At 43.9% G+C, this 25,962-nt stretch carries 20 protein-coding genes; 13 read left to right on the top strand and 7 right to left on the bottom strand.

The genetic code is table 11. The features are described 5' to 3' along the window. Positions 1 to 33: 33 nt before the first annotated feature. Positions 34 to 1,167 carry an acyltransferase family protein gene (locus tag B6K08_RS05500; RefSeq protein ID WP_080325605.1) on the bottom strand — a complete coding sequence of 378 codons (1,134 nt, stop codon included), beginning with the start codon at positions 1,165 to 1,167 and terminating at the stop codon, positions 34 to 36. A gap of 173 nt (positions 1,168 to 1,340) precedes the next feature. Between B6K08_RS05500 and B6K08_RS05495 the strand changes: the two genes are divergently transcribed. From B6K08_RS05495 to B6K08_RS05475, 5 genes are all read left to right on the top strand, one after another. After that, complete coding sequence (locus tag B6K08_RS05495) at positions 1,341 to 1,541, top strand: hypothetical protein (protein WP_027396556.1); 201 nt, start codon at positions 1,341 to 1,343, stop codon at positions 1,539 to 1,541. A 145-nt stretch (positions 1,542 to 1,686) separates the two neighbouring features. Next, the gene (locus tag B6K08_RS05490) at positions 1,687 to 3,669 is read left to right on the top strand and encodes an alkyl/aryl-sulfatase (RefSeq protein WP_080325604.1); all 1,983 of its coding nucleotides are present in this window, start codon (positions 1,687 to 1,689) and stop codon (positions 3,667 to 3,669) included. 161 nt (positions 3,670 to 3,830) lie between these two features. Next, complete coding sequence (locus tag B6K08_RS05485; protein WP_159446707.1) at positions 3,831 to 4,619, top strand: response regulator; 789 nt, start codon at positions 3,831 to 3,833, stop codon at positions 4,617 to 4,619. A gap of 14 nt (positions 4,620 to 4,633) precedes the next feature. After that, positions 4,634 to 6,349, top strand: a complete 1,716-nt coding sequence (locus B6K08_RS05480; RefSeq protein WP_080325602.1) for an ATP-binding protein — start codon at positions 4,634 to 4,636, stop codon at positions 6,347 to 6,349. 16 nt (positions 6,350 to 6,365) lie between these two features. Continuing rightward, positions 6,366 to 8,381 (top strand): Hpt domain-containing protein, encoded by a 2,016-nt coding sequence (locus tag B6K08_RS05475; RefSeq protein WP_080325601.1) that lies wholly within the window; start codon positions 6,366 to 6,368, stop codon positions 8,379 to 8,381. An 83-nt stretch (positions 8,382 to 8,464) separates the two neighbouring features. Here the strand turns inward: B6K08_RS05475 and B6K08_RS05470 are convergent, their stop codons facing one another. Both B6K08_RS05470 and B6K08_RS05465 read right to left on the bottom strand, forming a co-directional pair. Continuing rightward, positions 8,465 to 9,859: a sodium-dependent transporter gene (locus tag B6K08_RS05470; RefSeq protein WP_039206121.1), complete on the bottom strand. Its 1,395-nt coding sequence runs from the start codon at positions 9,857 to 9,859 to the stop codon at positions 8,465 to 8,467. A gap of 267 nt (positions 9,860 to 10,126) precedes the next feature. Continuing rightward, positions 10,127 to 10,960, bottom strand: a complete 834-nt coding sequence (locus B6K08_RS05465; protein ID WP_039206122.1) for a DUF4931 domain-containing protein — start codon at positions 10,958 to 10,960, stop codon at positions 10,127 to 10,129. A 155-nt stretch (positions 10,961 to 11,115) separates the two neighbouring features. Between B6K08_RS05465 and B6K08_RS05460 the strand changes: the two genes are divergently transcribed. The 3 genes from B6K08_RS05460 to B6K08_RS05450 are packed head-to-tail and all read left to right on the top strand — an operon-like array spanning position 11,116 to position 15,171. Next, complete coding sequence (locus B6K08_RS05460) at positions 11,116 to 12,774, top strand: putative polysaccharide biosynthesis protein (RefSeq protein ID WP_052211801.1); 1,659 nt, start codon at positions 11,116 to 11,118, stop codon at positions 12,772 to 12,774. Between the two features lie 48 nt (positions 12,775 to 12,822). Beyond that, on the top strand, positions 12,823 to 13,692 hold the full coding sequence (locus B6K08_RS05455; RefSeq protein WP_080325600.1) for a diacylglycerol/lipid kinase family protein: 870 nt from the start codon (positions 12,823 to 12,825) through the stop codon (positions 13,690 to 13,692). Between the two features lie 54 nt (positions 13,693 to 13,746). Continuing rightward, positions 13,747 to 15,171, top strand: a complete 1,425-nt coding sequence (locus B6K08_RS05450) for an amidophosphoribosyltransferase (RefSeq protein WP_080325599.1) — start codon at positions 13,747 to 13,749, stop codon at positions 15,169 to 15,171. 59 nt (positions 15,172 to 15,230) lie between these two features. On the opposite strand, the gene B6K08_RS05445 is transcribed toward B6K08_RS05450, so the two are convergent. Then, complete coding sequence (locus tag B6K08_RS05445) at positions 15,231 to 15,503, bottom strand: hypothetical protein (protein ID WP_039206125.1); 273 nt, start codon at positions 15,501 to 15,503, stop codon at positions 15,231 to 15,233. A gap of 141 nt (positions 15,504 to 15,644) precedes the next feature. Between B6K08_RS05445 and B6K08_RS05440 the strand changes: the two genes are divergently transcribed. From B6K08_RS05440 to B6K08_RS05430, 3 genes are all read left to right on the top strand, one after another. Beyond that, positions 15,645 to 17,510 (top strand): B12-binding domain-containing radical SAM protein, encoded by a 1,866-nt coding sequence (locus tag B6K08_RS05440; RefSeq protein ID WP_080325598.1) that lies wholly within the window; start codon positions 15,645 to 15,647, stop codon positions 17,508 to 17,510. A 42-nt stretch (positions 17,511 to 17,552) separates the two neighbouring features. Next, entirely contained in the window at positions 17,553 to 18,503 is a 951-nt protein-coding gene (locus B6K08_RS05435) for a tRNA modification radical SAM protein MnmL/YtqA (protein WP_080325597.1), read from the top strand. 61 nt (positions 18,504 to 18,564) lie between these two features. Then, positions 18,565 to 19,344 carry an enoyl-CoA hydratase/isomerase family protein gene (locus B6K08_RS05430; protein ID WP_159446706.1) on the top strand — a complete coding sequence of 260 codons (780 nt, stop codon included), beginning with the start codon at positions 18,565 to 18,567 and terminating at the stop codon, positions 19,342 to 19,344. An 88-nt stretch (positions 19,345 to 19,432) separates the two neighbouring features. Here the strand turns inward: B6K08_RS05430 and B6K08_RS05425 are convergent, their stop codons facing one another. From B6K08_RS05425 to B6K08_RS05415, 3 genes are all read right to left on the bottom strand, one after another. Beyond that, positions 19,433 to 20,242 (bottom strand): 5'-methylthioadenosine/S-adenosylhomocysteine nucleosidase, encoded by an 810-nt coding sequence (locus B6K08_RS05425; RefSeq protein ID WP_234985250.1) that lies wholly within the window; start codon positions 20,240 to 20,242, stop codon positions 19,433 to 19,435. Positions 20,243 to 20,333: 91 nt separating this feature from the next. Continuing rightward, complete coding sequence (locus tag B6K08_RS05420; RefSeq protein WP_080325594.1) at positions 20,334 to 20,516, bottom strand: (2Fe-2S)-binding protein; 183 nt, start codon at positions 20,514 to 20,516, stop codon at positions 20,334 to 20,336. 78 nt (positions 20,517 to 20,594) lie between these two features. Further along, positions 20,595 to 21,953 (bottom strand): sodium-dependent transporter, encoded by a 1,359-nt coding sequence (locus tag B6K08_RS05415; RefSeq protein ID WP_080325593.1) that lies wholly within the window; start codon positions 21,951 to 21,953, stop codon positions 20,595 to 20,597. A gap of 183 nt (positions 21,954 to 22,136) precedes the next feature. Between B6K08_RS05415 and B6K08_RS05410 the strand changes: the two genes are divergently transcribed. Together B6K08_RS05410 and B6K08_RS05405 are read left to right on the top strand one after the other, a co-directional pair. Continuing rightward, positions 22,137 to 22,520, top strand: coding sequence for a hypothetical protein (locus tag B6K08_RS05410; RefSeq protein ID WP_039206133.1), 384 nt, complete (start codon positions 22,137 to 22,139; stop codon positions 22,518 to 22,520). A 14-nt stretch (positions 22,521 to 22,534) separates the two neighbouring features. After that, positions 22,535 to 25,900: an ATP-binding protein gene (locus tag B6K08_RS05405; protein WP_159446704.1), complete on the top strand. Its 3,366-nt coding sequence runs from the start codon at positions 22,535 to 22,537 to the stop codon at positions 25,898 to 25,900. Positions 25,901 to 25,962 lie beyond the last annotated feature (62 nt).

Below are 25,962 nucleotides of genomic sequence, written 5' to 3'. Positions count from 1 at the left end.
ATGAGGATTTTTTTGCCTAACTGGCCCCAAAAATTATATCTTTATAACAATATTCTTACAATTCATTACCTCTGCCAGTATCACAAAGGTCAGGTCCCATAGCAGAGTGTAGGTAAAGGTTGATGTGAATGGCGAGTTATCTGCGAAGAAATAGGTGTGGTATAGCCAGAGGTATAGTGGCTCCCCACTATGTGGGATAGCAAATAGCAGGGCAAGGCCCCACTCTGATAAAAGATAGACGAAAATTGGGTTTTGCCCCAAGACTCTTAATGGATGAAGGATGAATTTGAAAAAGATACTATGGGAGAGACCTTCCAATAGGGACAGAGATATCATGCCAATACCTGCCATGGAAAGAACATAAGGAGCAGTCCAAAGTGGCTTGCTGATGATTTCCCACTGGGCCCAGCCCCAGGATATGAGAAGCAAAACAATGCCGTAGGAAAACAGCGCCTTGGTATTCTTGTTGTCGGCAAAACTGAGGCCCTGCCGGGAGTTTAGTGTTTGCCCCGCAAAACACCCCAGGAGCATTGTGGCAATGGCATTGATGGTGCCATAAAGCCCCTCCGGATCGTATGGAGCCTGCATATAATTGTGGGATATTCCTTGAATATGCTGGTCTATATATAGGCTGATATTATTTGCCTCGCTGTAGGGCTCTGCTGGGTTATAAAGGTAATACCCCAAAGAGGAAATACTCATCAGAAACAGGGAAATGGGAAAAAGTGACCAAGGTCGGGATGCTCCCTGAAAAATAATTGTTCCCACCAAATACACCAGAGCAATGCGCTGCAGCACCCCAAAGGGCCGGAAGGAAGCAAGAAAATCGTTGCCAGCCTGGACAAAGGTATAATCAGAGGAAAAAAGAGCAGTGAACACCAACGGCAGATGATTCACCAGCAGCCCCAATACAAACAGAATAATGGTGCGCTTTACCACCTTTCCCAGCCAGTCGGTGTATTTTAATGAATTGGCGAAAACAGTGGACACACCCATGATAAAGATAAAGCCAGGGAAGGCAAAATCAATGATATTAACCCCTGTCCAGCCACTGTGAAGCAGGGTTGGATAGGTGTACCGGGAATCTGGCGATAAATTTCCCAGAATCATTATAAAAATGGTCAGTCCCCGAAAAATATCTATGGAAATAATTCGTTTGTTGTTCATAAATAGCGACTCCTTCACTACTGGATAAACTAATATTAGCAAGTGAATAACCTTAGCACAAGGATGAAAATAATGTGAAATGGTATTAGTTTTTGCATTTTAGGCAGGATTTTTGGTAAAATGGTAGAAAACATAAGCAGTAAAGACAAAGTACTTATCTGGAGGTGATGAGGATGCGCATAGAAAAGAGCTTTACCAGCAATCACAGACTTCGTGAATGGCTGGAGTCAAAATCCTGGGAATTTGGATCCACAGAAATGTTCTATGTATGGCTGGAGCATTTTTTTGAGGATGGTAACCGCGTGTCCGTAAAGGGAGCAGCCTGTGATTATCATGATTGTATAGATGTTTTTGAAGCAGGAAACGATGAGTAAGTAAAGCTGTCGGCTGAAGGGTCGGCAGTTTTTTGTGTATACTTTTTTGTATGGCAGGAAAAAAAGGCGCATTTGTCGTATATACTCCACATATATGTGGTGATGAATAGGAGAATAAATTATTAATGTGAAAGGGAGTGCGCCTATGAAAAAAAGGGCAAAATATGGTCGTGCCTTAGCTTTGGCAGTAGCCTTGGCTGTTTCGGGAACCTTCATGACATCAGTTATAGGTGAGGCAGCTGAGGGACCAAAGGAAGCATCCAGCTATACGATTCAAGCGAACAATGAGGTTTATAACAAGCTGGATTTTAATGATGAGCAGGAACGGGAATTCGCATCCCGTGGCTTGATTGCTGCCCCTGAAAAGCTGGAAATAAAAAATGCCCAGGGTAAGGTGGTATGGAGCCAGGCAGCCTATGCTTTTCTCGATAAGAGGGCTCCGGATACCGCCAATCCAAGTCTTTGGCGTAATGCCCAGCTGAATCACTATTATGGACTTTTCAAAGTTACTGATGACATTTATCAGGTTCGTGGCTATGATATGTCAAATATTACCTTTGTAAAGGGCAACACCGGATGGATTATCTTCGATCCATTGATGTCAGTGGAATGCAGTAAGGCAGCTAAACAGCTCGTGGATGAGCAGCTGGGAGTATTCCCCGTTAAGGCTATAATTTACAGTCATTCTCATATTGACCATTATGGCGGTGTTCGTGGTATTCTGGACATGGAGAATCCTGAACAGTTTATAAAGGATAATGGCATTTCTATCATTGCTCCGGAGGGCTTTGAGGAAAACGTAGTTTCAGAAAATGTGTATGCAGGTCCTGCTATGGCCCGTCGTGCGGCTTATCAGTACGGTGTATTGTTGGAGCCAGGAGAGAAGGGCCGCCTTTCCATCGGTATTGGTATGGGACAGTCCACAGGGCATACTTCTTATATTTCACCAACAGACATTATTACCACCACTGGTGAAAAACGTATTATTGATGGTGTGACAATGGAATTCCAGATGACGCCTGGCACTGAAGCACCATCGGAGATGAACACATGGTTCCCTGATAAAAAAGCCCTTTGGGTGGCTGAGAACTGCACCGGAACCCTTCATAATCTTTATACCCTGCGCGGAGCACAGGTGAGAGACGGCAATAAATGGGCATATTATATTATGGAGGCCCAGTCCCGTTATGGAAAGGATGCCGAAGTAACCTTCCAGGCCCATAACTGGCCGCATTGGGGAAATAAGGTTATCAAGGAATATATGACCAATACCGCATTGGCCTATAAGTATATTAACGACCAGACCTTGTTCTACATGAATCAGGGCTTGACTCAAAATGAAGTGGCCTACAAGATTAAATTGCCGGATGCCCTGCAGAAGGTTTGGTATACCCGTCAGTATTATGGTACTGTGGCGCATAATTCCAAAGCTGTATATGAAAAGTTTATGGGCTGGTATGATGCAAATCCTGTAAACCTCAATAAATTGCCACCTGTGGATACTGCCAAGAAGACTGTAGAATACATGGGAGGCAGTAAGGCCATTTTAGAAAGGGCAAAGAAGGATTATGAAGCAGGCAAGTACCAGTGGGTAGCAGAGGTTACCAATCAGATTGTCTTTGCTGAGCCTAAGAATCAGGAGGCCCGTAATCTGTGTGCAGATGCCATGGATCAGCTGGCATATCAGGCTGAATCCGGAACCTGGCGTAATGCATACCTTTGTGCTGCTAAGGAGCTGAGAAATGGTTCTGTTCCATTTATTAACAGTGGTGGTGGTGAGGATGTTCGTAAGAAGATGGGCTCTGAGCTTATGCTGGATTATATTGGCATCAGCCTTAACAGCGATGAGGCTCAGGATCTGAATTTCACAGCAAATCTGAATTTGACAGATACCGGTGAAAAGTATCTACTTACAGTTAAATCCGGTATTCTGGTTTATCAGAAGGGAGTCGAATCCCCTGAGGCTGACGCAACCTGGACTATGCCAAAGGAAGGACTGTTTACTATTCTGTCAAAGAACAAGGAAATGCAACAGAAATTCCATCAGGATGGTAATAAGGAGCTTTTAGGAAAGCTGACAGATAAGGTAGTTATCTTTACACCGTTCTTCCCAATAATTGAGCCATAAAAGTAATAAAGCTGTCCTCTGATTTTATTATCAGAGGGCAGTTTTTTAGTTGGGCATAATTATTCTCGTAAAGCAGGAATGACACCTCAAACGTGGAATATTACCATAAAATAGCTGAATAATATGGGGCCGTGGTGCAGTGTCCCATGGGGAGGTGTAGTATGATGAAAAAAGTACAACCTGCAGTTAAAAAGGAAATAGTATTATTTGATTTTGGGCAAACCATCACTGTGCAGGCAATTATCCAAGGCTTGGAGAATATGGGCTATACTGTAAATTCGGCAGTAGCCGGCTCTTGGAATATGTATCAGTATATAAATGACTCGTCGGTGTTTGTGCTCCATTTGGGGGAAGGCGTGCTGTTCAGCGAACGTAAACAGGAGGAATTGGTAAATATCATTAAAAACCTGCGGGCAAAGAGGCGTAAAATTATTATTGTCGGTGAGGTAAGCTTTCATCATGATGTGGTGGAATTCCTGCCTGAGCTGGGCTTTTATCCATGGTTTGATAAGCCGGTTAATATGGATAAATTTGAAAAGGTCGTAGATGCCTTTGAAGAACAAAAAAATGTAAAGGAAAAGATATTGGTGGTGGATGATGACCCGGCGTTTTGCAAGATGATTCGCAGCCATTTGATGGGAATCTTTCAGGTGAGTGTTGTAACCTCGGGGAAACAGGCGATTACGTTTTTACAGCAAAATAAAGTGGATCTTGTGCTGCTTGATTATAATATGCCGGAGATGCCGGGACCGGAGGTCCTAAAGGCATTGCGCTCCAATGAGGAAACCAAAAAAATTCCAGTGGCCTTCCTTACCGGAATAGATAACAAGGAATCCATTAATCAGGTGCTTGCTCTTAAGCCTCAGGGCTATATTTTGAAGTCGGCAACCAAAGAGGCTTTGGTAAATAAAATTGACGACGTATTAAGGGCTAATCCTTCTCAGGCGTGATATGGGGTGATATTATGCCATATTTGACCATTGTGGCGTGTGTGCTGGTTATTGCGGCTATTATTGCTGTATCCTATGTGGCTATAAGGCATAGTAAACGCAAGGATCAGGTATCAAGACAGCTATATCATCAGCTTAGTGCCACCACCAAGCTGTATGTTTTCGTGCAGGAATTTGATATTATCAACGATACCTACATTGATATTGAAGTGGATGAAGAAAATGCCAGTGACACGAAGGTAACTGAGCATAGTGGTGCCCAGGCGGCCTTGATTTTTCGCATGAAGGAGCATCTTGACCCTTCCTGGGAAAATCAGGTAATGGATTTTTTAAATTTTTCCACCTTGGCTGAACGTTTAGGGGATCGCAATGCTATCACTATGGAGTTTTTAAACAATGAAGGTATTTGGTGCCGCTGCAGATTCATCGTTTCCCAGCGTACTTCATTGGGGAAGGTTTCCAGAGTTTTGTGGCTGGTGGAGGAAATTGACGAGGAAAGAAAAGCCAGAGAGGCTCTGCGGGATATTTCCGATCGGGCAATGGCGGCAAGTGAGGCCAAGTCAGCATTTTTGTCTAACATGTCCCATGAGATAAGAACGCCAATTAACGCCATGCTGGGCATGAATGAAATGATTTTGCGGGAATGCGGTCAGGACAGTCCTATTCTTTCCTATGCGGAAAATATTGATGCTGCAGGCCACACCCTGTTGGCCCTTGTGAATGATATTCTTGATTTTTCCAAGATTGAAGCAGGAAAAATGGAAATCATCACGGCAGAATATGATTTGTCCATGGTAATAAACGATTTGGTGCATATGATTTCCTATCGTGCCGAAGGAAAGGGACTGGAGTTTTCTTTGGAAATTGACCCGGAGACTCCGAAGCACCTGAGGGGAGATGACATCCGCCTTAAGCAGATTATTACTAATTTGCTTACCAATGCGGTGAAATACACCAAGGAGGGCAGCGTTGTTTTCAGCATTGATTTTGAAAAGGGCGATGACAGCCATGTACTGCTTAATGTGGCTGTTAAGGACACGGGCAGCGGCATTAAGAAGGAAGACATGGACAAGCTGTTTTCCAAGTTTGATCGAATTGGCGAGGAGAAAAACCGTCATATCGAGGGCACTGGACTGGGGCTCTCCATTACCACCCGCCTGCTGACTATGATGGGGTCAAAGCTGGAAGTAGGCAGTATTTACGGGGTGGGGTCCCGATTCTACTTTACTTTGGAGCAGGAGGTAGTGGATTGGGAGCCATTGGGGAATATGGATGAAGTCCTTGTTGCCCCTACATCCTCCGCTCATCAGTATCACGAGCAGTTTACAGCCCCTGAGGCAGAGGTGCTGGTGGTGGATGATACGGCCATGAATCTGGTGGTATTCAAGAATCTGCTGAAGAAAACAAAGGTGAAGATTGATGCGGCTGAAAGCGGTGACGAAGCCCTGACCTTGACGGATAAGAAAAAGTACGATTTGATTTTCCTCGACCATATGATGCCGGGGAAGAACGGTATTGAAACCCTTCATGAGATTAAGGCTCAGAAATCGGCGATTAATACGGGCACTCCAGTGGTTTGCTTCACTGCCAATGCTGTATCCGGAGCCTGGGAGCTGTATAAAAATGAAGGCTTTGACGATTATTTGACCAAGCCTATAGACTTTATTAAGCTGGAGCAAATGGTGATGAAATTCCTCCCACCTGAAAAGGTTCATCAAATGAGAATTTGAGGCAGAAGGGACGGGGATGGCTATGCATTTCATGGATAATAACAGAACAGCATTTACCGGGGTAATAATTTGTGTTGTGCTGGTTGCCTTGATTTCCGTATGGAGCTTAAATGTCATGCTTACGGATAATATTAAGGTGATTGTCCTTAACCTTGGCCTGTGTTTTGTAATAATAATGGCTATATTTTTCATATTGTTAAAAATACTGGACAAATATAGAGCCAATGAAATGAAGTCCCGCAACCTTAATGAGCGTATGGCTGCAGCGGCGCAGATTTACTATGAATTCAAAGAAGTGGATATTATCAACAACACTATCAGATCTGTCATTGACCGGGAGGATGATGAAGGGGAATTAAAGGATGCTGACGGCACTGAGGCCCAGCAGCATTTCTACGATTATGTAAATAATGAGGTGGAAGAACACTTTAAATTACAAATGAAGGAATTTGTGGATTTTTCCATTTTGGGGGTTCTTTTGGAATACCGGGTGGCAGCTACCACAACCTTTTTAACTAAGGAAGGCAAGTGGCTTCGGGCCCGTGTTGTCCGCTGTCAGCAGACGCAGGCGGGAAAAGTGGCCACCTTTCTTTGGATTTTGGAGGATATTTCCGAGGAAAGACAGCAGCGGGATGCGCTTATTGATGTTTCCAACAGAGTGGTGGCGGCCAGCAAGGCCAAGACAGCATTTTTGTCCACCATTTCCAATGAGCTTCGGGCCCCAATAGATGCGGTTTTAGGCATAAATGATATGATTTTGTCGGAAACCAGTGAGCCCCAGATTGTGCGGTATTCGGAAAGCATTCGGGATGCCAGTGTTGATTTGCTGGGGATGATAAATGATATTCTGGACTTTTCCATTATTGAGGCCGGGAAAATGGAAATTGTGTCCAAGAAATATAATCTTCTTGAATTAATCAATGATTTGGTGCAGACCATAAAGCCTCAGGCTGAGGACAAGGGACTTTCCTTTATTTTGGATATTGATGCCAATACCCCAAAGGATCTTTATGGTGATGGCCTTCGTGTTAAACAGATTATACTCAATCTCCTGACCAATGCGGTGAAATACACAATCAAGGGCCGGATAATACTGACTGTAGCCAGCGAGAAGCTGGATGAACGGCATGTGGGACTGCATGTGTCGGTAAAGGATACGGGCCAGGGAATAAAGGATGAGGACAAATCCAGGCTCTTTGTGGAATTTGAACGGATTGAAGAGGGCAGAAGCTCCACTGTGGGGGGCACGGGCTTAGGGGTAACCATTACCCAGCGGTTGCTGGAGCTGATGGGTTCCAATTTGGAGGTGGAGAGCGTCTATAAGCTGGGGTCAAACTTCTATTTTGTCCTTGAACAGATGGTAGTACACTGGGAACCTATAGGGGATACAGTTATGCCTTCTATCCCTGTTCCGGAGAATGATTCAGTTCTGCCTCATTTTATCTCTGAATTGCCAGAGGTAAATATGGAAAATGGTATTAAAAATAATGGCGATGAGGAATCCTATTTGGAGGCCTTGAAGGTTTATGCCTCCAGTGTAGGTAAATACATTGAGGAAATCACCGAATTTTTGAAGGCTGATGATCTGGAAAATGCTACCATAAAAATTCATGCCCTAAAGAGTACCTCCCGTATTATCGGGGCAGAAAGTATCGGCGAGCTGGCCCTGGCACTGGAAAATGCCGGCAAGGCCGGAGACAAGGAAAAGGTGGAAAATGAAGTGGGGGGCCTTTTGGAGCGTTGCAAGGCTCTGGGACAGCAGCTTCGTCCTTTATTGGAGCCTACTGCTTCCAAGGAAGATGCTGGGGATACTGGCAAGCCTGCCATAAGTGATGAAAAGTTGACTGAGGCCTATGCCAAATTACGGGAATGTGCTGCTGCCTGTGACAGCTTTGGCATTGAAGAGGTGCTGGCGGAGTTGGGAAACTACCAATTGACGGAACCTCAGCAGGGAAAAATGACGGACTTGTCCCAGGCCATAGATAATTTTGATTTTGAGAAGGTATCGGAAATTTTGAAGGAAGAAAAATAACGAGCTTATGCTATGAATGCAAAAACACCGCCTGCCAGTAATGACAGACGGTGTTTTAAGTTACGCTACTTTTTAGATTTAGTTTAGAAGCTGATCATGCCGGAGGATTTCAGGAACAGGATGAACAGCAGTACAGGAGCAATGAACTTAATCATTGCAATGTAGATGTACTTACGGCTAAAGGTTTCGCCATTCTTTTCCATTTCGTCAATAATAACCTGTGGACCAACAACCCAGCCAATCATGATACAGGTACCGATGGAAATGATTGGCATGAAGATACTGTTGGAAATGTAATCCATTACATCCAGGACCTGGCCGGTGCTGCCGGTTGGCAATGGAAGCTCAAAGTAGAATACATTGTAGCCAAGACATACGATAGTACCAAATACCAGTGCAATTGCAAACTCAGCAAGAGCAGCCTTTACACGGGTAATGTGGAAGTAGTCCATAAAGCTGGATACAACTGCTTCCATAATTGACACAGCAGAGGTTACCGCTGCGAAAAGAACCATCAGGAAGAACATAATGCCCACGATAATACCGGCGGTGCCCATGCTTTCAAAAACCTTTGGCAGGGATATGAACATGAGGCCCGGGCCGGAAGCAGATAAGCCCTCGCTGCCCATGAAGGTAAATACAGCAGGGATAATCAACATACCTGCAAGGAAGGATACCAGGGTATCAAAGAACTCAATGCGGTTTACGGAAGCGACGGCATCAGCCTTATCACTAACGTAGGAGCCGTAGGCAACCATAATACCCATTGCAACAGACAGGGAGAAGAACAGCTGGCCCATGGCATCCACCAATACACTCATAAAATGGCTGAAGGTAAGACCCTCAAAGTTTGGAATAAGATAAATCAGCAGACCATCCATACCGCTTCTGGTAACACCATTGGCATCAGTATGGGTGATGGCCAGAGAATAAATAGCGATGGCGATAATAAGTATAATCAAGGCTGGCATAATAATCTTTGAGGATGCCTCAATACCCTTGTTTACGCCTAAAAGAATAATTGCTGTACAAGCCATCAAAAACAGGAACATATAAACCAGTGGCTCATGCTGGGCAGTAATAAAGCCTACAAAATAACCATCCTGAGCTGCTTCCACGTAGCTTCCGGTGGTAAACGCCAGGAAATATTTGATTACCCAGCCTCCAATAGCACTGTAGTAAGGCATGATGATGGCTGGAATTAAGCAGGCTAAAAGACCAAGCCAGCGCCATTTCTTGCAGATACGGGAGTATGCTGTGAGAGGACCCTGCTTTGTCTTTCGACCAATGGCAATTTCTGTGGTCAGCAACGCAAAACCGAAGGTCAGCAGCAAAATAAGATAAATAAGCAGGAACAGTCCGCCACCGTCCTTGGCAGCAAGATAAGGGAATCTCCAGATATTTCCAAGGCCTACAGCAGATCCGGCGGCAGCCAGAACAAAACCAAAGGATCCACCAAAGGATTTTCTTGATTCCATAATGAAAACCTCTTTTCTTTTTAGTATACGAGCGTAATTATAGCACATAAAAAATAAAAAGGAAAGACATTTTACTATAAAAATGTGTAAACTTGTAACATGAATTAAAACAGCAAACAATTTTAAAAGAGCTAGTATTCATCGGTTCTTTATGAATTAAGTTAGGATAAAAATAAAAAAGATGGAACAAAAATGTATATGTTCCATCTTAACGTATACTGCGATTTGTGGACATTAGATTAATACGAATAGACATTTAGCCTTTAATTATTTTATGTATCCCTGGTTTTCCAAATGTGCTCTCAAGTTTTCAGCAAAGTCAGGAATAGAGGTGGGGCGCAGGTGAATATTGTAGCCTACATACATTGGCGGGGTGGCAAATCTTGGCATAATTTTAACCCGCATCTTTTTTTCAACATTATAAAAAAAAAGGTTATAGCTGAAATTTGGTCGTTTAAAGTACCCCTTCATAAAGGTAACAGTTTCTTTTATTAGGTCAGCCAACAAATTAAGGCTATCATCCTTGGGCATAAGGGCCACAGAAGCAGTAGTGTCCTTATCAGTGTAAGCTTCATCATGAAGCACCAGATTGTACTCGGAAAAGCCAATACGCGGATTCGTAGAGGTGTTCAGCTCCACACCCTTGTCTTCAAAGATTTTCAACCCCTCAAATTCCACAGGGTCAAACATCAGGTCCGGGTCAAGCTCCGGGTAACCCACCAGCTGCATGTGGGGATGCTGAATTGTGCCTCCCGACATGGGACCAAAATTTTTAAAGAAAATAACGGAGCGGTATTTACCGCAGTTCAGCATTTTTATCCAGTGTTTTACGCCCATGTGTATAACACGTCGCATCTGCTCCCTTGAGTAATCAGGGATGTCTGATTTACATTGGTCTGTTTCAATAAGTACCAGCTGGTCTGAGGGTTCCATCACATTATATTTATTCTTCAATAATATAATGTTGTCATCTGTTTCGATAATACCCACCAGATGCTCTACATCACAGAAAGGGCAGTTACTGGTATTGGCCATACCCTGAATGGTCCGCGGTTTTTTAACCCCTATGGTTGTGTTGAAATTTACGATATTTATCTCCATGTTATAGACTCCTCGCGTGCTTGCAGTCTATGACTGTAAGTGATATAATTTTTTAGCATGGCTTATTATGCCATCACATAAGAATTAAACAGCTACACCTAATATTAAAGCATAATTTTAGGGTGGCGTACAACTATTTTATAACCTATGAGGGTGTGAGCAAGATTAGTAATCAGGAAGCTTCTGAAAACAATAAAAATAATAAAGGCGAATCTTTGCTTAAGGGTACCTTGATTTTGACTGTTGCCGGCATTGTGGTAAAGGTCATTGGTTCCCTTAACTGGATTTTTGTTTCCCGAATTTTGGGCGGTGAAGGTATCGGACTTTATCAGATGGCCTTCCCAATTTATTTTTTCGCCTTAAGTGTATCCACAGCCGGTGTTCCGGTGGCTATTTCAATCATTACAGCTGAAAGAGTAGCTCTAAAGGATATATTGGGGGCCAAGCGGGTATTTAAGGTATCCATGTCCTTGATGTTCATGACGGGTATTATATTTTCGTTGCTGACGTATTTCGGCGCCCAGTGGCTCATTGATTTCCATTTTATTCGTGATGCCCGTGCCTACTGGTCAGTTGTGGCACTGGCTCCTGCTATTTTCTTCGTAACCCTGTTGGCCAGCTCCCGTGGTTATTTACAGGGTTGGCAGCGTATGACGCCAACAGCTGTGTCCCAGATTGTGGAGCAGATATTCCGCGTAGTTACCATGATAATGTTTGCCAGCCTGTTCCTGCCTTATGGTCTGGATTATGCAGCGGCTGGTGCCAGTCTGGGTGCCTTTGCCGGTGCTGTGACGGGACTTATTGTGCTGGTATATTTCCACTGGAAGCTGGAAAAGGATATTGTAAGTGAATTTGGCCATGAGCTGAAGCCACTTCCGGATACTGAAAAAACCTCCAACTGGGGAATCATCAAGCGTATTTTCGCACTGTCCTTGCCTGTATCTGCCGCCAGCATCATGCTGCCTGTAGTGTCCAATCTGGATCTGGCCATTGTGCCACAGCGACTTGAGGTGGCAGGCTACAGTGTCAATGAAGCCACCGAGCTGTTCGGTTATCTCACTGGTATGGCGGTGCCGCTTGTTAATTTGGCTACTATTATCACAGCTTCTCTGGCAGTAAGTCTTGTGCCGGCCATTTCCAAGGCAAGAGCCCTCCAGGATGCCAAGCTGGTATTTAGTCAGACTGCATCTGGTATCCGTATTTCCAATGCGGTTTGTTTCCCTGCCTTTGTGGTGGTATTTGTTTTGGCTACCCCAATTGCTTCATTAATTTATAATGCACCAAATGCGGGGCCTGCCATTATGGTTTCTGCTGTAAGCATTGTTTTGCTGGGACTCCATCAGGTGTCCACTGCGGTGCTTCAGGGCTTGGGGCATCCTTCTATTCCTATGGTTAATATGATTGTGGCGGCTGTGGCCAAGGTTATTCTTAACTGGACACTTGTTGCCAAGCCTTGGCTGGGAATTATGGGTGCAGCCTGGGCAACTGCTGCCGACATGGGTGTGGCGGCTGTTATAAATATGTTCTTTATATATAAATACATAGGCTATCGTATGGAAATTCCTCAGCTTTTAAAGACCATTGTGGCCTCTGTGTTTATGGCGGCTTCTGTGTGGTATTTCTACGATTATACCCTGGCGGCCTGGGGCAGCAATGTTATTTCCACCTTTGGTGCTTGTTTGCTGGGTTGTGTGGTTTATTTGGCGGTATTGCTCCTTATTGGCGGTATGATGGAGGAGGATATGGCCCGTATTCCGATGATTGGCCGTTTTGGCATCAAGGCCATGCACAAGCTGGGTGTATATAAGGGCTGATTAATTTGACGAATTTTTGTTTTGAATAGAAAGGCCGAGTTTAAGATAATGAAAAAACTGGTTTTGGTATATAATCCGGTTTCCGGCAAGGCCGTTTTCAAGAAGCGCCTTGATGAAATAATATATAAGCTCCAGAGCCGTGGCTGTATGGTGATTCCTTACAGAACCACCCCGGAAAATGCAGATTTAGTTGATTTTATAAGGCTTGCGGCGCCAGATGGTATTATTGCTGCCGGTGGAGATGGTACTGTTCACGAGATTGTGAACCTCATAATGAGGGAGAAGCTGAACATTCCTATGGGAATTATCGGCACGGGTACCTCCAACGATTTTGCCACCTTCCTGCACCTTGACACAGATGAATACTTTGACCGTATTGCTTCCGGGCAGACCATGAAAATAGATCTGGGCAAGGTGGGAGATACTTACTTTATTAATGTAGCCAGTGCGGGTATGGTTACTTCCATTGCCCATGAGGTGGATACACGATTGAAAAATGCCTTTGGTAAAATGGCCTATTATGTGCATGGGTTGAAAACTCTGCCTCAGTTTAGGGCCTTTGACCTTACTGTGCGCATGGAAAAGGAAGAAATTCACGAGAAGGCCTTTCTCTTTTTGGTAGTTAATTCCAGCGTGGTGGCCAGCTTCAAAAAAGTGGCGGTTCAGGCCAGTGTTCAGGATGGTGTGCTGGACCTTATCATTATGAAGCAGTGCAATGTGGCAGATTTGATGATTGTTACCACAGAGCTTTTGGCGGGAAAGGACATTTCCCAGCGCAAGGAGGTTATTTATCGTCAGGCCTCTACCTTTGAGGTGGAGTGCTCTGAGGAGCTTACCAGCGATATTGATGGTGAGGTGGGGCCTAAGCTGCCTTTGAAAATTGAAACTGTACCTCAGGTTCTGGATATTTTTTATTAAGCATTTGACCAGAACTAAATAGTCTAGCTTTTTACATCGGAAGGAGAGTTATCGATGGGTGGATTTTTTGGTGTAGTGTCCCATAGGGATTGTGTGGTGGACCTTTTCTTTGGTCTGGATTATCATTCGCATTTGGGTACAAAATGTGGTGGTATGTTAATTCACGATGCCGTTAAGGGCTTCCAGCGTCAGATTCATTCCATTGACAAGACTCCTTTTAGAACCAAATTTGAAAAGGAGCTTTTCTCCTTTAATGGCACCAGCGGTATTGGCTGCATAAGTGATACGGATCCCCAGCCGCTTTTGGTGCGCTCTCACATGGGCCTTTATGGTATAACCACTGTAGGTATTATTAATAATACGGATGCTATTTTGAAGCATTATTTCAAGGACAAGAATCACCAGTTTATGGCCATGAGCTCCGGCGAGATTAATTCCACCGAGTTGGTGGCGGCCCTTATTAATGAAAAGGATGATATTGTATCCGGCATTCTTCATGCCCAGGATATTATTGAGGGCTCCATAACCATATTGATTCTCACTGAGGATGGTGAGATTATTGCTGCCCGTGACAAGGTGGGGCGTCTGCCAGTTATTTTGGGCAAGAACAATGATGGCTATTGCGTGTCCTTTGAGGATTTTGCCTTCCAGAAAATGGGCTATGACAAGTTCTATGAGCTGGGGCCAAGGGAAATCGTTCGCATGAATTCCTGTGGTATTGGCACCATTTCGCCTGCATCCAAGGATATGAAGGTTTGTGCCTTCCTATGGACCTATTATGGCTATCCTACTTCCTCCTATGAGGGCAAGAACGTTGAGGTTATGCGTGTCAATAATGGCAAAATTATGGCCCGTGAGGAAAGAAAGCGGGGCGATTTGCCAGAGCTTGATTATGTGGCTGGCGTTCCAGATTCTGGTATTCCCCATGCCATTGGCTATGCCAACGAAAGTGGCAATGAATTTGCCCGCCCGTTTATCAAGTACACTCCTACCTGGTCCCGTTCCTTCATGCCAACTACCCAGAAGATTCGCAACCAGGTGGCCAAGATGAAGCAGATTCCTGTTCCGGAGCTTATTAAGGGAAAGAAGCTGCTCTTTGTGGATGATTCCATTGTGCGGGGAACCCAGCTTCGGGAAACTGTAGATTTCCTCTACAAAAGCGGAGCCAAGGAGGTACACATGCGCAGTGCCTGCCCACCAATTATGTACGGTTGTAAGTATCTTAACTTCTCCTCCAGCAAGGGTGAGCATGAGCTGTTGGCCCGCCGGGTTATTCAGGATCTGGAGGGGGATGAGGGGGTTAAGCATATTGATGAATATGCGGATGCCACCACAGAGCGAGGGCAGTGTATGCTGAAGCGTATCTGTGAAATGTTCAAGTTTGATTCTCTGGGCTATCAGTCACTGGAGGGTACTCTTGAAGCCATCGGCATTGATAAAGACAAGGTCTGCACCTATTGCTGGACTGGTAAGGAATAAAAATAAAAGGGACTGCTTAGGCAGTCCCTTTAGTGTAGATAAATAAAATTGCGATTGGATTATGCTGTTGGCAAATCCTTTACCCAGCCCTTGAAGGCCCTGATGATGTTGCCGGCAGGCATAGCAGCCAGCTGCTCATCGGTGAGGTCAGCAGGGATAAGTGGAGCCAGAGTAGCCGCGGTAGCCATGAATTCCTCCATGGTCATGCCGTCCAACAGGCCCTTTACGATTTCATAAGCCTCCTGAGGGCTCTTTGCTTCGCTGAGCTTCTGGAGCATCTCAGGGTTCTGCATAATTGCAGCACCAATCTGCATAAACTTTTCAGGTATCATTATTAATCACATTCCTTTTTATCATATTCCGTCGTATGTATTCGTTCACAACGGTACATATCCTTTCACATTATAACCCAACTGGTGAAAATATGCTATAGGCAAAATTTTTCTGATGGGCTTTTCCAATGGAGCAAGATTATGAAAAAAATTCTTTGGCTGGCATTCAATGCCAAATTTTCCCACACCTCCCTGTCAGTTCGGTATCTGCGTCAGGCGGTCGCCAAGCTTAATATTGAGTCGGAGCTTTTGGAGCTTACCATAAATAATTATGTGCCGGATATTCTCAGTGAAATATATGGTCACAAGCCGGATATAATTGGTGTTTCCTGCTATATATGGAACATTGAACTAATAAAACATACTCTCCCACTGGTGAGGAAGGTTTTGCCTAATACACTTATAATTTGCGGTGGGCCGGAGGTTTCCTATGAAGTGACTGATTTTATGAGGACCAATCCTGCCGTGGACTTCGTGGTTTGTGGTGAGGGTGAGGAAGCTATTATGGAGCTTCTGGACCTTATTATTAATCATGGGGCTATTAATAATGAAAGAAAGCTCACAGTTGAACCCCAAAATCCTGGAATTGCCTGGCGGGGAGGGGCATTGGAGGCTACAGCCGAGGATGTAATTTACCCAGGTCAGGCTGTAACGGTTATGAATAGGCTGGAGCCTTCCAAATTGGAGCTGCCATTTCCTTATATTGATGAGGAAATGGAGGATATTAAGGAGAAGATTCTCTATTATGAAACCTCCCGTGGATGTCCCTTTTCCTGTGCCTACTGTCTTTCCTGTGCCACCGCCGGGGTTCGTTACCGTCCCTTGGATGAGGTATTTAAGGAGCTGAATTTCTTTGTTTCTCATAATGTGCGTCAGGTAAAATTTGTGGACCGTACATTTAACGCTAAAAAATCCCATTTTTTGCCAATAATTGAATATATCAGGGATTTGCCAGCGACTTGCCGCACCAATTTTCATTTTGAGGTGGCAGTGGATTATCTTGATGGGGAAACCGTAGAGGTACTGCAATCCATGCCAAAGGGCAGGGTTCAGCTGGAAATCGGGGTTCAGACCACCAATAAAGAGGTTTTAAAGCGAATTTCCCGGGTAAATCATTGGGAGGATATCTGCAAAAATATAAAGGCACTGCAAAAAAACCATAATATCCATATCCACACGGATTTGATTATTGGCCTACCTGGAGAGGATTTGGACTCCTTTGGCCAGTCCTTTAATGATTTGTACGCTCTCCATACCGATATGCTGCAGCTGGGCTTTTTGAAATTCTTAAAGGGTTCTGCCATGATGGATATGGTGGAGGAGTACCATTATGAATACATGGATATTGGCCCCTATGAGGTATTGTCCAATGATGTGATGGACTATGGTGAGATTCGCTGGCTCCATATTTTTGAGCAGGTGTTTGAGCTTTATCACAACGCTGGACGTTGTCTGAAGTCCATGGAATATATGATAGAAAACTTTTTTGGTGGTAACGCCTTTAAGTTTTATTCCTGCTTTACTGACTACTGGGAAAAGCTGGGAAATCACAGACGGGCCATCAGTGCCAAAAATCTCTATGGATACTTGTGGGATTTCTTTAAAATGGTTTTAAATGCCAATGTGGACAATGGTCCAAGGGATGATGTAATGGATAGGTCGGCAGAGAATCACCGCCTCATTATGGATAATTTGATGCGCTATGATGCCCTTACTGCGGATAGTGGCCAGAACAGGCCTGAATTTCTTAATTGGAACAAGGAAAAGTATCAGGAGCAGACAGCGGCCTTTTGGCGGGATAGGCTTCCAAAGGGGCAGGGGGCATCTGCTGTTATTGATGGGTTCAAATTCACCAACTGGCGTGAGCTCAATAAAAAGTATCACATAGAGGTCTTTGATGTGACAGTGGTGAATGCCATACTTCTTCCACAGCCACAGACCCTGTTGTTTGCTTATGAGAACAGGAATTTCGATAGGGTTGTGGAAGTGAATATCAGGTTGAAATGATACACTGTAATATATAAAATTCCTTTGGAGAGAAAATAACCTATGACTAACTCAGTATACAATACATTTTCGGAATATTTGATAAATCGCTATGGGGAGAAGACCTACAAGCTGCCTGTTGCACTTCCGGTCAGCTGCCCAAACAGGGATGGTTCTTGTGGAATAGATGGCTGTACATTTTGTGGGGAAATTGGTACTGGCTATGAGAATTTGCCGGCTGATATGACCATAACAGAGCAGATTGTGGCCAACAAGGCCCATATCGTTCCCAAGTACAAGGCCACAAAATTTATTCCCTACCTTCAGAATTTCAGCAACACCTATATGCCCTTGGACAGATTTACAGCCTATCTTGAAGAAGCGGCTAAGGCTGAGGGGGTAGTGGCGGTATATATTGCCACCCGACCGGACTGTATTCGGGATGATTATTTGCATTCCATGCAGGATATAGCCAAAAAATATCGTATAGATATTTGTGTGGAACTGGGACTTCAGACAGTGAATTACCATACTTTGGATAAAATTAATCGTGGCCATAGTCTGGCAGAATTTATTGACGCTATTTTAAGGGTAAAAAAATATGGGCTCCAAACCTGTGCCCATTTGATTTTAAATCTACCTTGGGATACGGACAGGGATGCCATTGAGGCGGCCCATATAATGTCTGTTCTCCAGCTGGATCAGGTGAAGCTCCATGCCCTTTATATTGTAAAGGGTACAGTCATGGCGGAGCAGTACGAAAAGGGGGAACTGGAGCTTATTGGCAGGGATGAATACCAAAAGCGGGTAATTCTATTTTTACGTCATTTATCCCCGAATATTGTTTTACAGCGTGTAATAGGCCGTGCTCCGGCAGAAAATACCCTATTCAGCAACTGGTCTACGGGCTGGTTCAAAATCCGTGACGGCATTATCCGGCAGATGGAGGAGCAGGGCTTTAGGCAGGGGGATTGCTGTGATTATCTCAACGGTGCGGCATTGAAGAAATTTTAAAGATTAGATATTTTTATTGGCAGATATATTTACTGTCAATACATTGATGGGAGGGGTATATGTGTCCGAGGACGTTGTAAAGTATGAAAAGAGTGATGGGGTAGCAATTTTAACCTTAAATCGCCCCAAAAGCCTGAACTCCATGAGCTTGGAGCTTATTAACGGGTGGCTTGCGAAGCTGCATTTTGCTGAGCATGACCCAGATGTACGGGTGGTGGTAATCACAGGTGAAGGGCGAGGCTTCTGTGCCGGCGGTGATTTGCCATCCCTTGATAATTTAAAGACCACTGAGGAGCGGCGTAATTTCGTGGCCCAGGCCGGAATGGTGGTTAAGCTCATCAGCAGTATGTCAAAGCCTGTTATAGCTATGGTTAATGGTGTAGCTGCAGGGGCCGGGTTCAATATTGCTATTGCCTGTGATTTGTGTTATGCGGTTCAGGGGGTAAAATTTATTCAGAGCTTTGCCAATATAGGACTGGCTCCGGATTGTGGCGGTTATTATTTTCTGGCTAAAACTGTGGGACTGGCAAAGGCAAAGGAATTGATGTTTACGGCCCGTCCATTGTTGGCTGATGAAGCCCATTCTCTGGGATTGGTTAATGATGTATTTCCTCCGGAGAAATTACGTGAAAAAACCATGGCTGTAGCCAAGCAGATTGCAGGTGCAGCCCCATTAGCTCTGGCCATGATGAAAAAGGAAATAAACAACTATGGAGCGACTCTGGACGAAACACTGACCTACGAAGCCATGGCCATGGCAATGCTGCTGGGGACAGAGGATTTCCAGGAGGGTATAAAGGCCTTCTCGGAAAAACGGGCCCCGGTGTTTAAGGGGAAATAAAGGGAATATCAGCTCTTAAAAATGGATGCCGACCATTAGCGTGGTCGGCTTTGTTTTTAGTAAAAATGTAATTATTCTAATAAGTTGGTTATTCTACCATAAATTTCAAGTATTTCTCATAATATGCCTTTGCTACTGAAAGAGAAAACTCCTGACAGGCGTGTCCGGCCTCGGGATTGAATTTTTCATCGTGGAGCTCTGTATTTGATAAAACCCGAAGTCCTATAAATGGTACACCATAGCTTCGGCAAATCTGAGCTACGGCATGGGTTTCCATGTCCTCACACAATGAGCCATATTCCTTATTAAGAAAAAGTATTCTTTCCTTTTGGCGGTTCCAGTTATTGGATGTGGCAATAGTGCCCACGGCAGTGTTGCCTTTATGATAGTCTTTGGACATATCCTTCGCCACCATCAACAAATTGGCATCGGCTGAAATCCTATAACTATCGGTTAAATAATAATCATCCTTAACGGCGTAAAAGCGTATATGCCGCCAGTCAGCATCATTTTTTTCGATTTTACTGATCCAGGCACTTGCATCAAAGGAATCAGCTCCAATCACCAGATCAAAGGTATGCATGGATGGGGCGTGACCACCACCGGTTCCCTGATTAATAACTGCAGCGGGATTAAAATGCTCAATGCCTACAGCAGTTGCAGCGGCAGCATAGCTAACACCTGCATGGGTAACGGCGACTATCAGGGGGACCCCTTGATAGTCACCAGTGATAAATCGCCAAGAACCAATCTTCTTCTCTTTTGGATTTCTAAGGGAAGAAATCATTTTATCGGTTTCGCAGGCCATGGCCCCTTGGAGCATAACAGAGGCGGAAGCCTTCACTGTAGTTGGAAACATAAACCATAATAGCAAAACAACACAGAAAAATATTTCCACATTCAAACTATCCACCTCCATGACAAATCTTAACAGCTTACCAGTTTTCAAGCATATAACTTACCAGCCGTGATGAATTCATTGTGGCTTTTTATGGTTTGGCACTTAGCTCTTTAATCAGATGCTGTATAAATTCCTTGCATTTGCCGCAGGAGGTGCCAAAGCGGAGCTTCTCCTGAATGTCGTTATAGCTTGTGCAGCCGTCCTTTATAGCATCCTCAATCATGCCATAGGTCACATTTTTACAATGACAGGCTTCCTTGTTTCTGTTCATGGGGGACACCTCACTTATAATATTTTTTAAAAGAAAAACCTCGAGATCTTTATTACTAAAGGTTTCGAGGTTTTTTTATTACTGTATTAATCCCTGTACGATAATAACAAAGAGCATAATTGGCAGAATCCACTGGAAATAGCCCTTTACCCAGGTAGGGAACTTCATACCGTCACCGGTGTTCACCTCTTCAAAGAAGTTCTTGAAGCCCCAACCGTATTTGGTAACGCAGAACAGCAGGAAGATAAGGGAACCGATTGGCAGAATCAGATTACTTACTAGGAAGTCCTCAGTATCCAGCACACCACGGTTGCCTATAATAGTGATGTTCTCCCATACGTTAAAGCCCAAAGCACAAGGGATGCTCAAAAGGCCTACCATGAAACCGTTGATAACAGCAGCCTTTTTACGGCCCCATTTGAAGGTGTCCATACAGAAGGAAATAATATTTTCACAAACTGCCAGTACAGTGGAGAAGCTGGCAAAGGTCATAAACAGGAAGAACAGGGCTCCCCAGATAAGACCACCGGTCATATCCATAAATACATTAGGCAGGGTGATAAATAAAAGGGAAGGTCCCGCATCTGGACGAAGACCGTATGCAAAACAGGCAGGGAAGATAATCATTCCGGCCATAATAGCCACGATGGTATCCAAAGCCGCAATACGAACGGATTCCCCAGGCAGGGAATGATGCTTGTCAATGTAGCTGCCGAAAATTTCCATAGAACCCATACCAACGCTAAGGGTGAAGAAAGCCTGATTCATGGCGGCAGAGATAACGGTCCACCAACCATGCTGATTAACACCGTCAAGGCTTGGCAGAAGCAGGAAGGAAAGACCTTCCATGCCACCAGGCAACACCAAGCTGTGGAGTCCCAGAACGATAATAAGAATCAGCAGGGCACCCATCATAATCTTGGTTACCTTTTCAAGACCGCTCTGAATGCCGGCACTTAAGATTATAAAGCAGAGGGCAACCTCAAGGAGCATCCAAAATACCAGCTCCACAGGATCGGCCAGCATATTGCCAAACACATTGCCAATCTGTTCAGTATTCATACCTGGTGTAAATTCACCACGGATGAATTTAAAGAAGTAGTCCAGCATCCAGCCGGAAACTACGGTATAAAACATCATCAGGATATAGTTGCCCACGATACTGGTAAGACCGTGAATATGCCATTTGGTGCCCTCAGGCTCCAGCTTCTTAAAACCAAGGTATGCAGACTTCTGACTTGCACGTCCTACGGACAGCTCCATAGCCAGCACAGGCACACCCATAATTAACAAGAATAATAAGTAGATAAGTACAAACAATCCACCACCGTACTCACCACAGATGTATGGAAAACGCCATACATTACCAATGCCGATAGCGCAGCCAGCACTTACCAGCAGGAATCCCAGTCTGGACTGGAAGGATTCTCTCTCCATTAGTCAAAGACCCCCTACAAAAATTCAATCATACTCGAATATTTTAACACATAGGTATACAAGTTTACAAATACAATTTTTGCAGGAAAAAAGGGCCCTCGTGTCGAAGTTATACCACACTAAGGAAGATAGGAAAGAATAGTAGAGAAAGGCAACCCGTACACACAGAATTGAGGGATTATTATGGTTGCTAAATCAAAGATGGTAACGACCAAGAATGTTAAAAAGGTTTCATTAAAGGAGCTGTTGTCTGAGGATACCATGGGTAAGCAAGAGCTGGTGGCAAAGATGCTTTCCAGTCTTTTCGTGCACAACAAGGTGGATGCCGAATTTCAGCAAGTCTTTCGTACTAGCTTAAAGGATGCTATGCGCTCTGTAGCGGAGGACTGTTTTTCTATGGGCTATAACAGTGGCTATGACGAGGGGCTGAAGGATGGCAATGTCATTGGACGCAAGGAATTTAAGGCAGAAGAGGAAAAGGCCATGGCAGAATTCCAAAACAAGCTGGAGGAGGAACTGGTTAAGGAAATCCTCATGAACGTAAAGCCAGAGGGATTACTGCAATGATAAAGGTGATAGAAATGATGAAACGCTTTCTTTTTATATGTGTTTTTTTGCTGTTGAGCGTTTTCACCGGTTGTAGTCCTCAGCCAGTAGAAGTTTCTCCGACAGATATGGACAGTGGCGCACCTTTAACCGGCAAGGTGGTAAAGGTGGGTTACTTTAGTGATGGCAATTTTATGGGTGGTGCATCACAGGGCGCAGTAAAATCAGGCTATGGCTATGAATACCTTCAGGCGGTGGCTAATTACACGGGATGGCGCTATGAGTATGTTTATGGTAGCTGGTCAGAGCTGTATAAAAAGCTACTGTCCGGTGAGATAGATCTGATGACGGATGTTTCCTACACCCCGGAACGGGCAGGATTAATCAATTATCCTAAAGATGGTATGGGGCGTGAAATCTATTATATTGCTGTAAAAACAGACAATAATCAAATAGATAGTATGGATTTAAGCACTTTTAATGGAAAGAAAATCGGTGTGGAGGAAAAATCTGTTCAGATAAAGTATCTGGAGGATTGGATTGAAAAAAATAATATTGACTGTGAGATTGTCCCTATGGGTAGCGGAACTGACAACAAAATCAAGGCTTTGATGGAGGGCAAGATAGATGCTCTTGTCAGAACACATTTCCGGGGAAAAGTAAATGGAATATCAAATATTGTATTGCTGGGTGATTCCGATTATTATCTTGTCACTGCCCCAAAACGCACTGACCTATTGGAGGAGCTTAATCTTGCTCAACCTAAAATTATGGCGTCTCATCCTTACTTCTGGAATGATATGGAATATAAACATTTCAAGGATGCCATGATGGATTCAAGGCTTTCTCCTGATGACAGGGAATGGCTAAATAACAAGAAGTACTTACGTATCGGATATTTTAGTAGACATTTGCCATTATGTGCTAGAGGCACCAACGGTGATGCTCCGCAGGGTGTTATTACCACCGTAATGAATGACATTTGCAAGAATATTGAAGTGGATCCTTCCATCATTACTTATGTACCCTTTGATGACAGTGATAGTCTCAAAAATGCTGTGATTTGGGGAGATGTGGATGCTGCCTTCGGCTTCTATAAAGATTTGTGGTGGGCAGAAAAGGTGGGCTTGTCCCAGACCAATGACATTTTTACCATTGGCCTTAGATTAATAATACGGGAGGATTTTGATGTCAATGATATTAAACGTATAGCTATTGCCAAGAATAAACCAAGTCCAACCTCCATTATGTTGGCGGGTATTTTTAATGGAGACTACGAATATGTATATTATGAATCTGAAGCCGACTGTTATGAAGCGGTAAAAAGAGGAAAAGTAGATGCTACTATATCCAATGAATATTTGGCCAGAAAATTTCTTCAGAAGAATAATGCTTACAGAGGTCTAAAAGAGGTGGATACCTTTTCCGATGCAGGGGTATGCTTGTCTGTAAATCGGAATAATAGCCACTTGCTGTCAATTTTTGAGCGGGGCATTGTCAACCTTGATCAGCAGAAAATAGACAAAGAAATTTCAGCCAATGTTTTTTCTCTCGTTCGTTCCAATTTGCATGATTTATTGCTGGATTATTGGTGGATTTTGGTTATTCTGGGGGTTGTATTCCTGCTGATTCTGGTTAATATGTATATTTTGAACAGAAGCCGCCAGCGCATCTCCAAGGTTAATCAGGTGTTAAGAGAGCAGACGAATCAGTTGAAGGTGGCCAATGATGAGCTGATAATGGCAAATGAACATCAGGTGTATGCCAATGAGGAGCTGTTGGCAAAAAATGATGAGGTAAAGGAGCTGTTGGATAAACAACATAAGGCCATTACAATTATTGAAAATAACCATGAGGCATTAAAATCCGCCAACTGGATAATTGAATTTGACCCAGTGGGTAATGTGGATAATGTGAACTGGAGTGATGGCTTGCGCCACATCTTAGGATATACGGATACTAATGATTTTCCTGATACTTTGGAAGCAGTGGTTGGTCTCATTCATCCAGAAGACCGTCTGGAGGGTGGTAAATATATATGGGAAATTTTGCGTGTTAATGATGAAAATATTAATATTGTTGACCATGAAATACGGATAAAGACAACTGACAGGGATTATGTATGGTTCCGGGCCTATGCCCGTCTTAATAGGCGAAGTGATGGTACACCTTTGAGACTGTATGGAGTATTGCAGGATATTAGCGACTACAAAAATATGATAGCTCAGAAGGATGAGGCACTTTTAAAGGCCCAGCAGGCAAATCAGGCCAAGAGTATATTCCTCAATAATATGTCCCACGATATTCGCACTCCAATGAATGGTATTATGGGGTATACAGCTTTGGCTGAGGAAAATCTCAGTAATTCGGCCGAAGTGAAAACATATCTGGAGAAAATCAAGCTGGTAAGCAAGCATCTCCTTAGTCTTATAAATGACGTTTTGGATATGAGCCGCATTGAAAGTGGACGTATTGAGCTGGAGCCACAGCCTACCAATCTGATTTCTCTCGTTGATGAGCTGAAATCTATTCTTCAGTCTGATGTTGAAGCAAAAAAGCTGCAATTTCAGGTAGATACTAATGGTATTATGGACGATACTGTGCTTTGTGATCGTCTCCGCCTGAAGCAGGTTCTCCTTAATCTTCTCAGTAATGCGGTGAAATTCACCCCGGTAGGTGGTTTGGTTTCCATTAAGCTGTTCCAAAAGCCTGCCAGTGATGCTAACCGATCAACCTTTGAGTTCCATGTTGAGGATACAGGCATTGGCATTGAAAAGGAATTTATTGACAAGCTCTTTGTTCCATTTGAAAGGGCCCGTAATACAACAGTAAGCGGTATTCAGGGAACTGGCCTGGGCATGTCTATTACCAAGAGTATTGTGGACATTATGGGCGGTACGATTACTGTTGATAGTGAGCCTAATAAAGGAACCAAATTTATAGTTTCTGTAGAGTTTAAGACTATTATGCATCAGGATGCTGATGTCACTGTCAGAACCAAGGATAAATATGACTTTACAGGCAAATCGGTGCTTCTGGTAGAGGATAACATGATAAATCAGGAAATTGCCAACGCTCTGCTGGAAGGAGTCAACTTCAAGGTGGATGTGGCAGGCAATGGCTCCGAGGCATTGGAAAAGATGAAGAAAGCCAGGGATGGCCAATATGATGTTATCCTTATGGATATTCAGATGCCGGTAATGGATGGTTATGAGGCTACTGAGGCAATAAGGGCTCTTGATAGTGATTATTGCAAAAAGGTGCCTATTATAGCTATGACGGCAAATGTATTTGCAGAGGATAAACTAAAAGCCATGAATGCAGGCATGAACGGACATGTGGGCAAGCCTATTGATACCCGTGAATTGTTCAGTACCTTAAAATCCATGCTTACTAATTAATCAGACTTAAGTATTACCAACAGAAAAGGCATATACCCCATTTGATGAAGGGTATATGCCTT

Origin of the sequence: Anaerovibrio lipolyticus DSM 3074 (assembly GCF_900141865.1) — a bacterium.
Classification (GTDB): Bacteria; Bacillota; Negativicutes; order Selenomonadales; family Selenomonadaceae; genus Anaerovibrio; species Anaerovibrio lipolyticus.
Note: the sequence above shows the minus strand (reverse complement) of the source record. Positions and strands in the feature narration are given on the sequence as shown.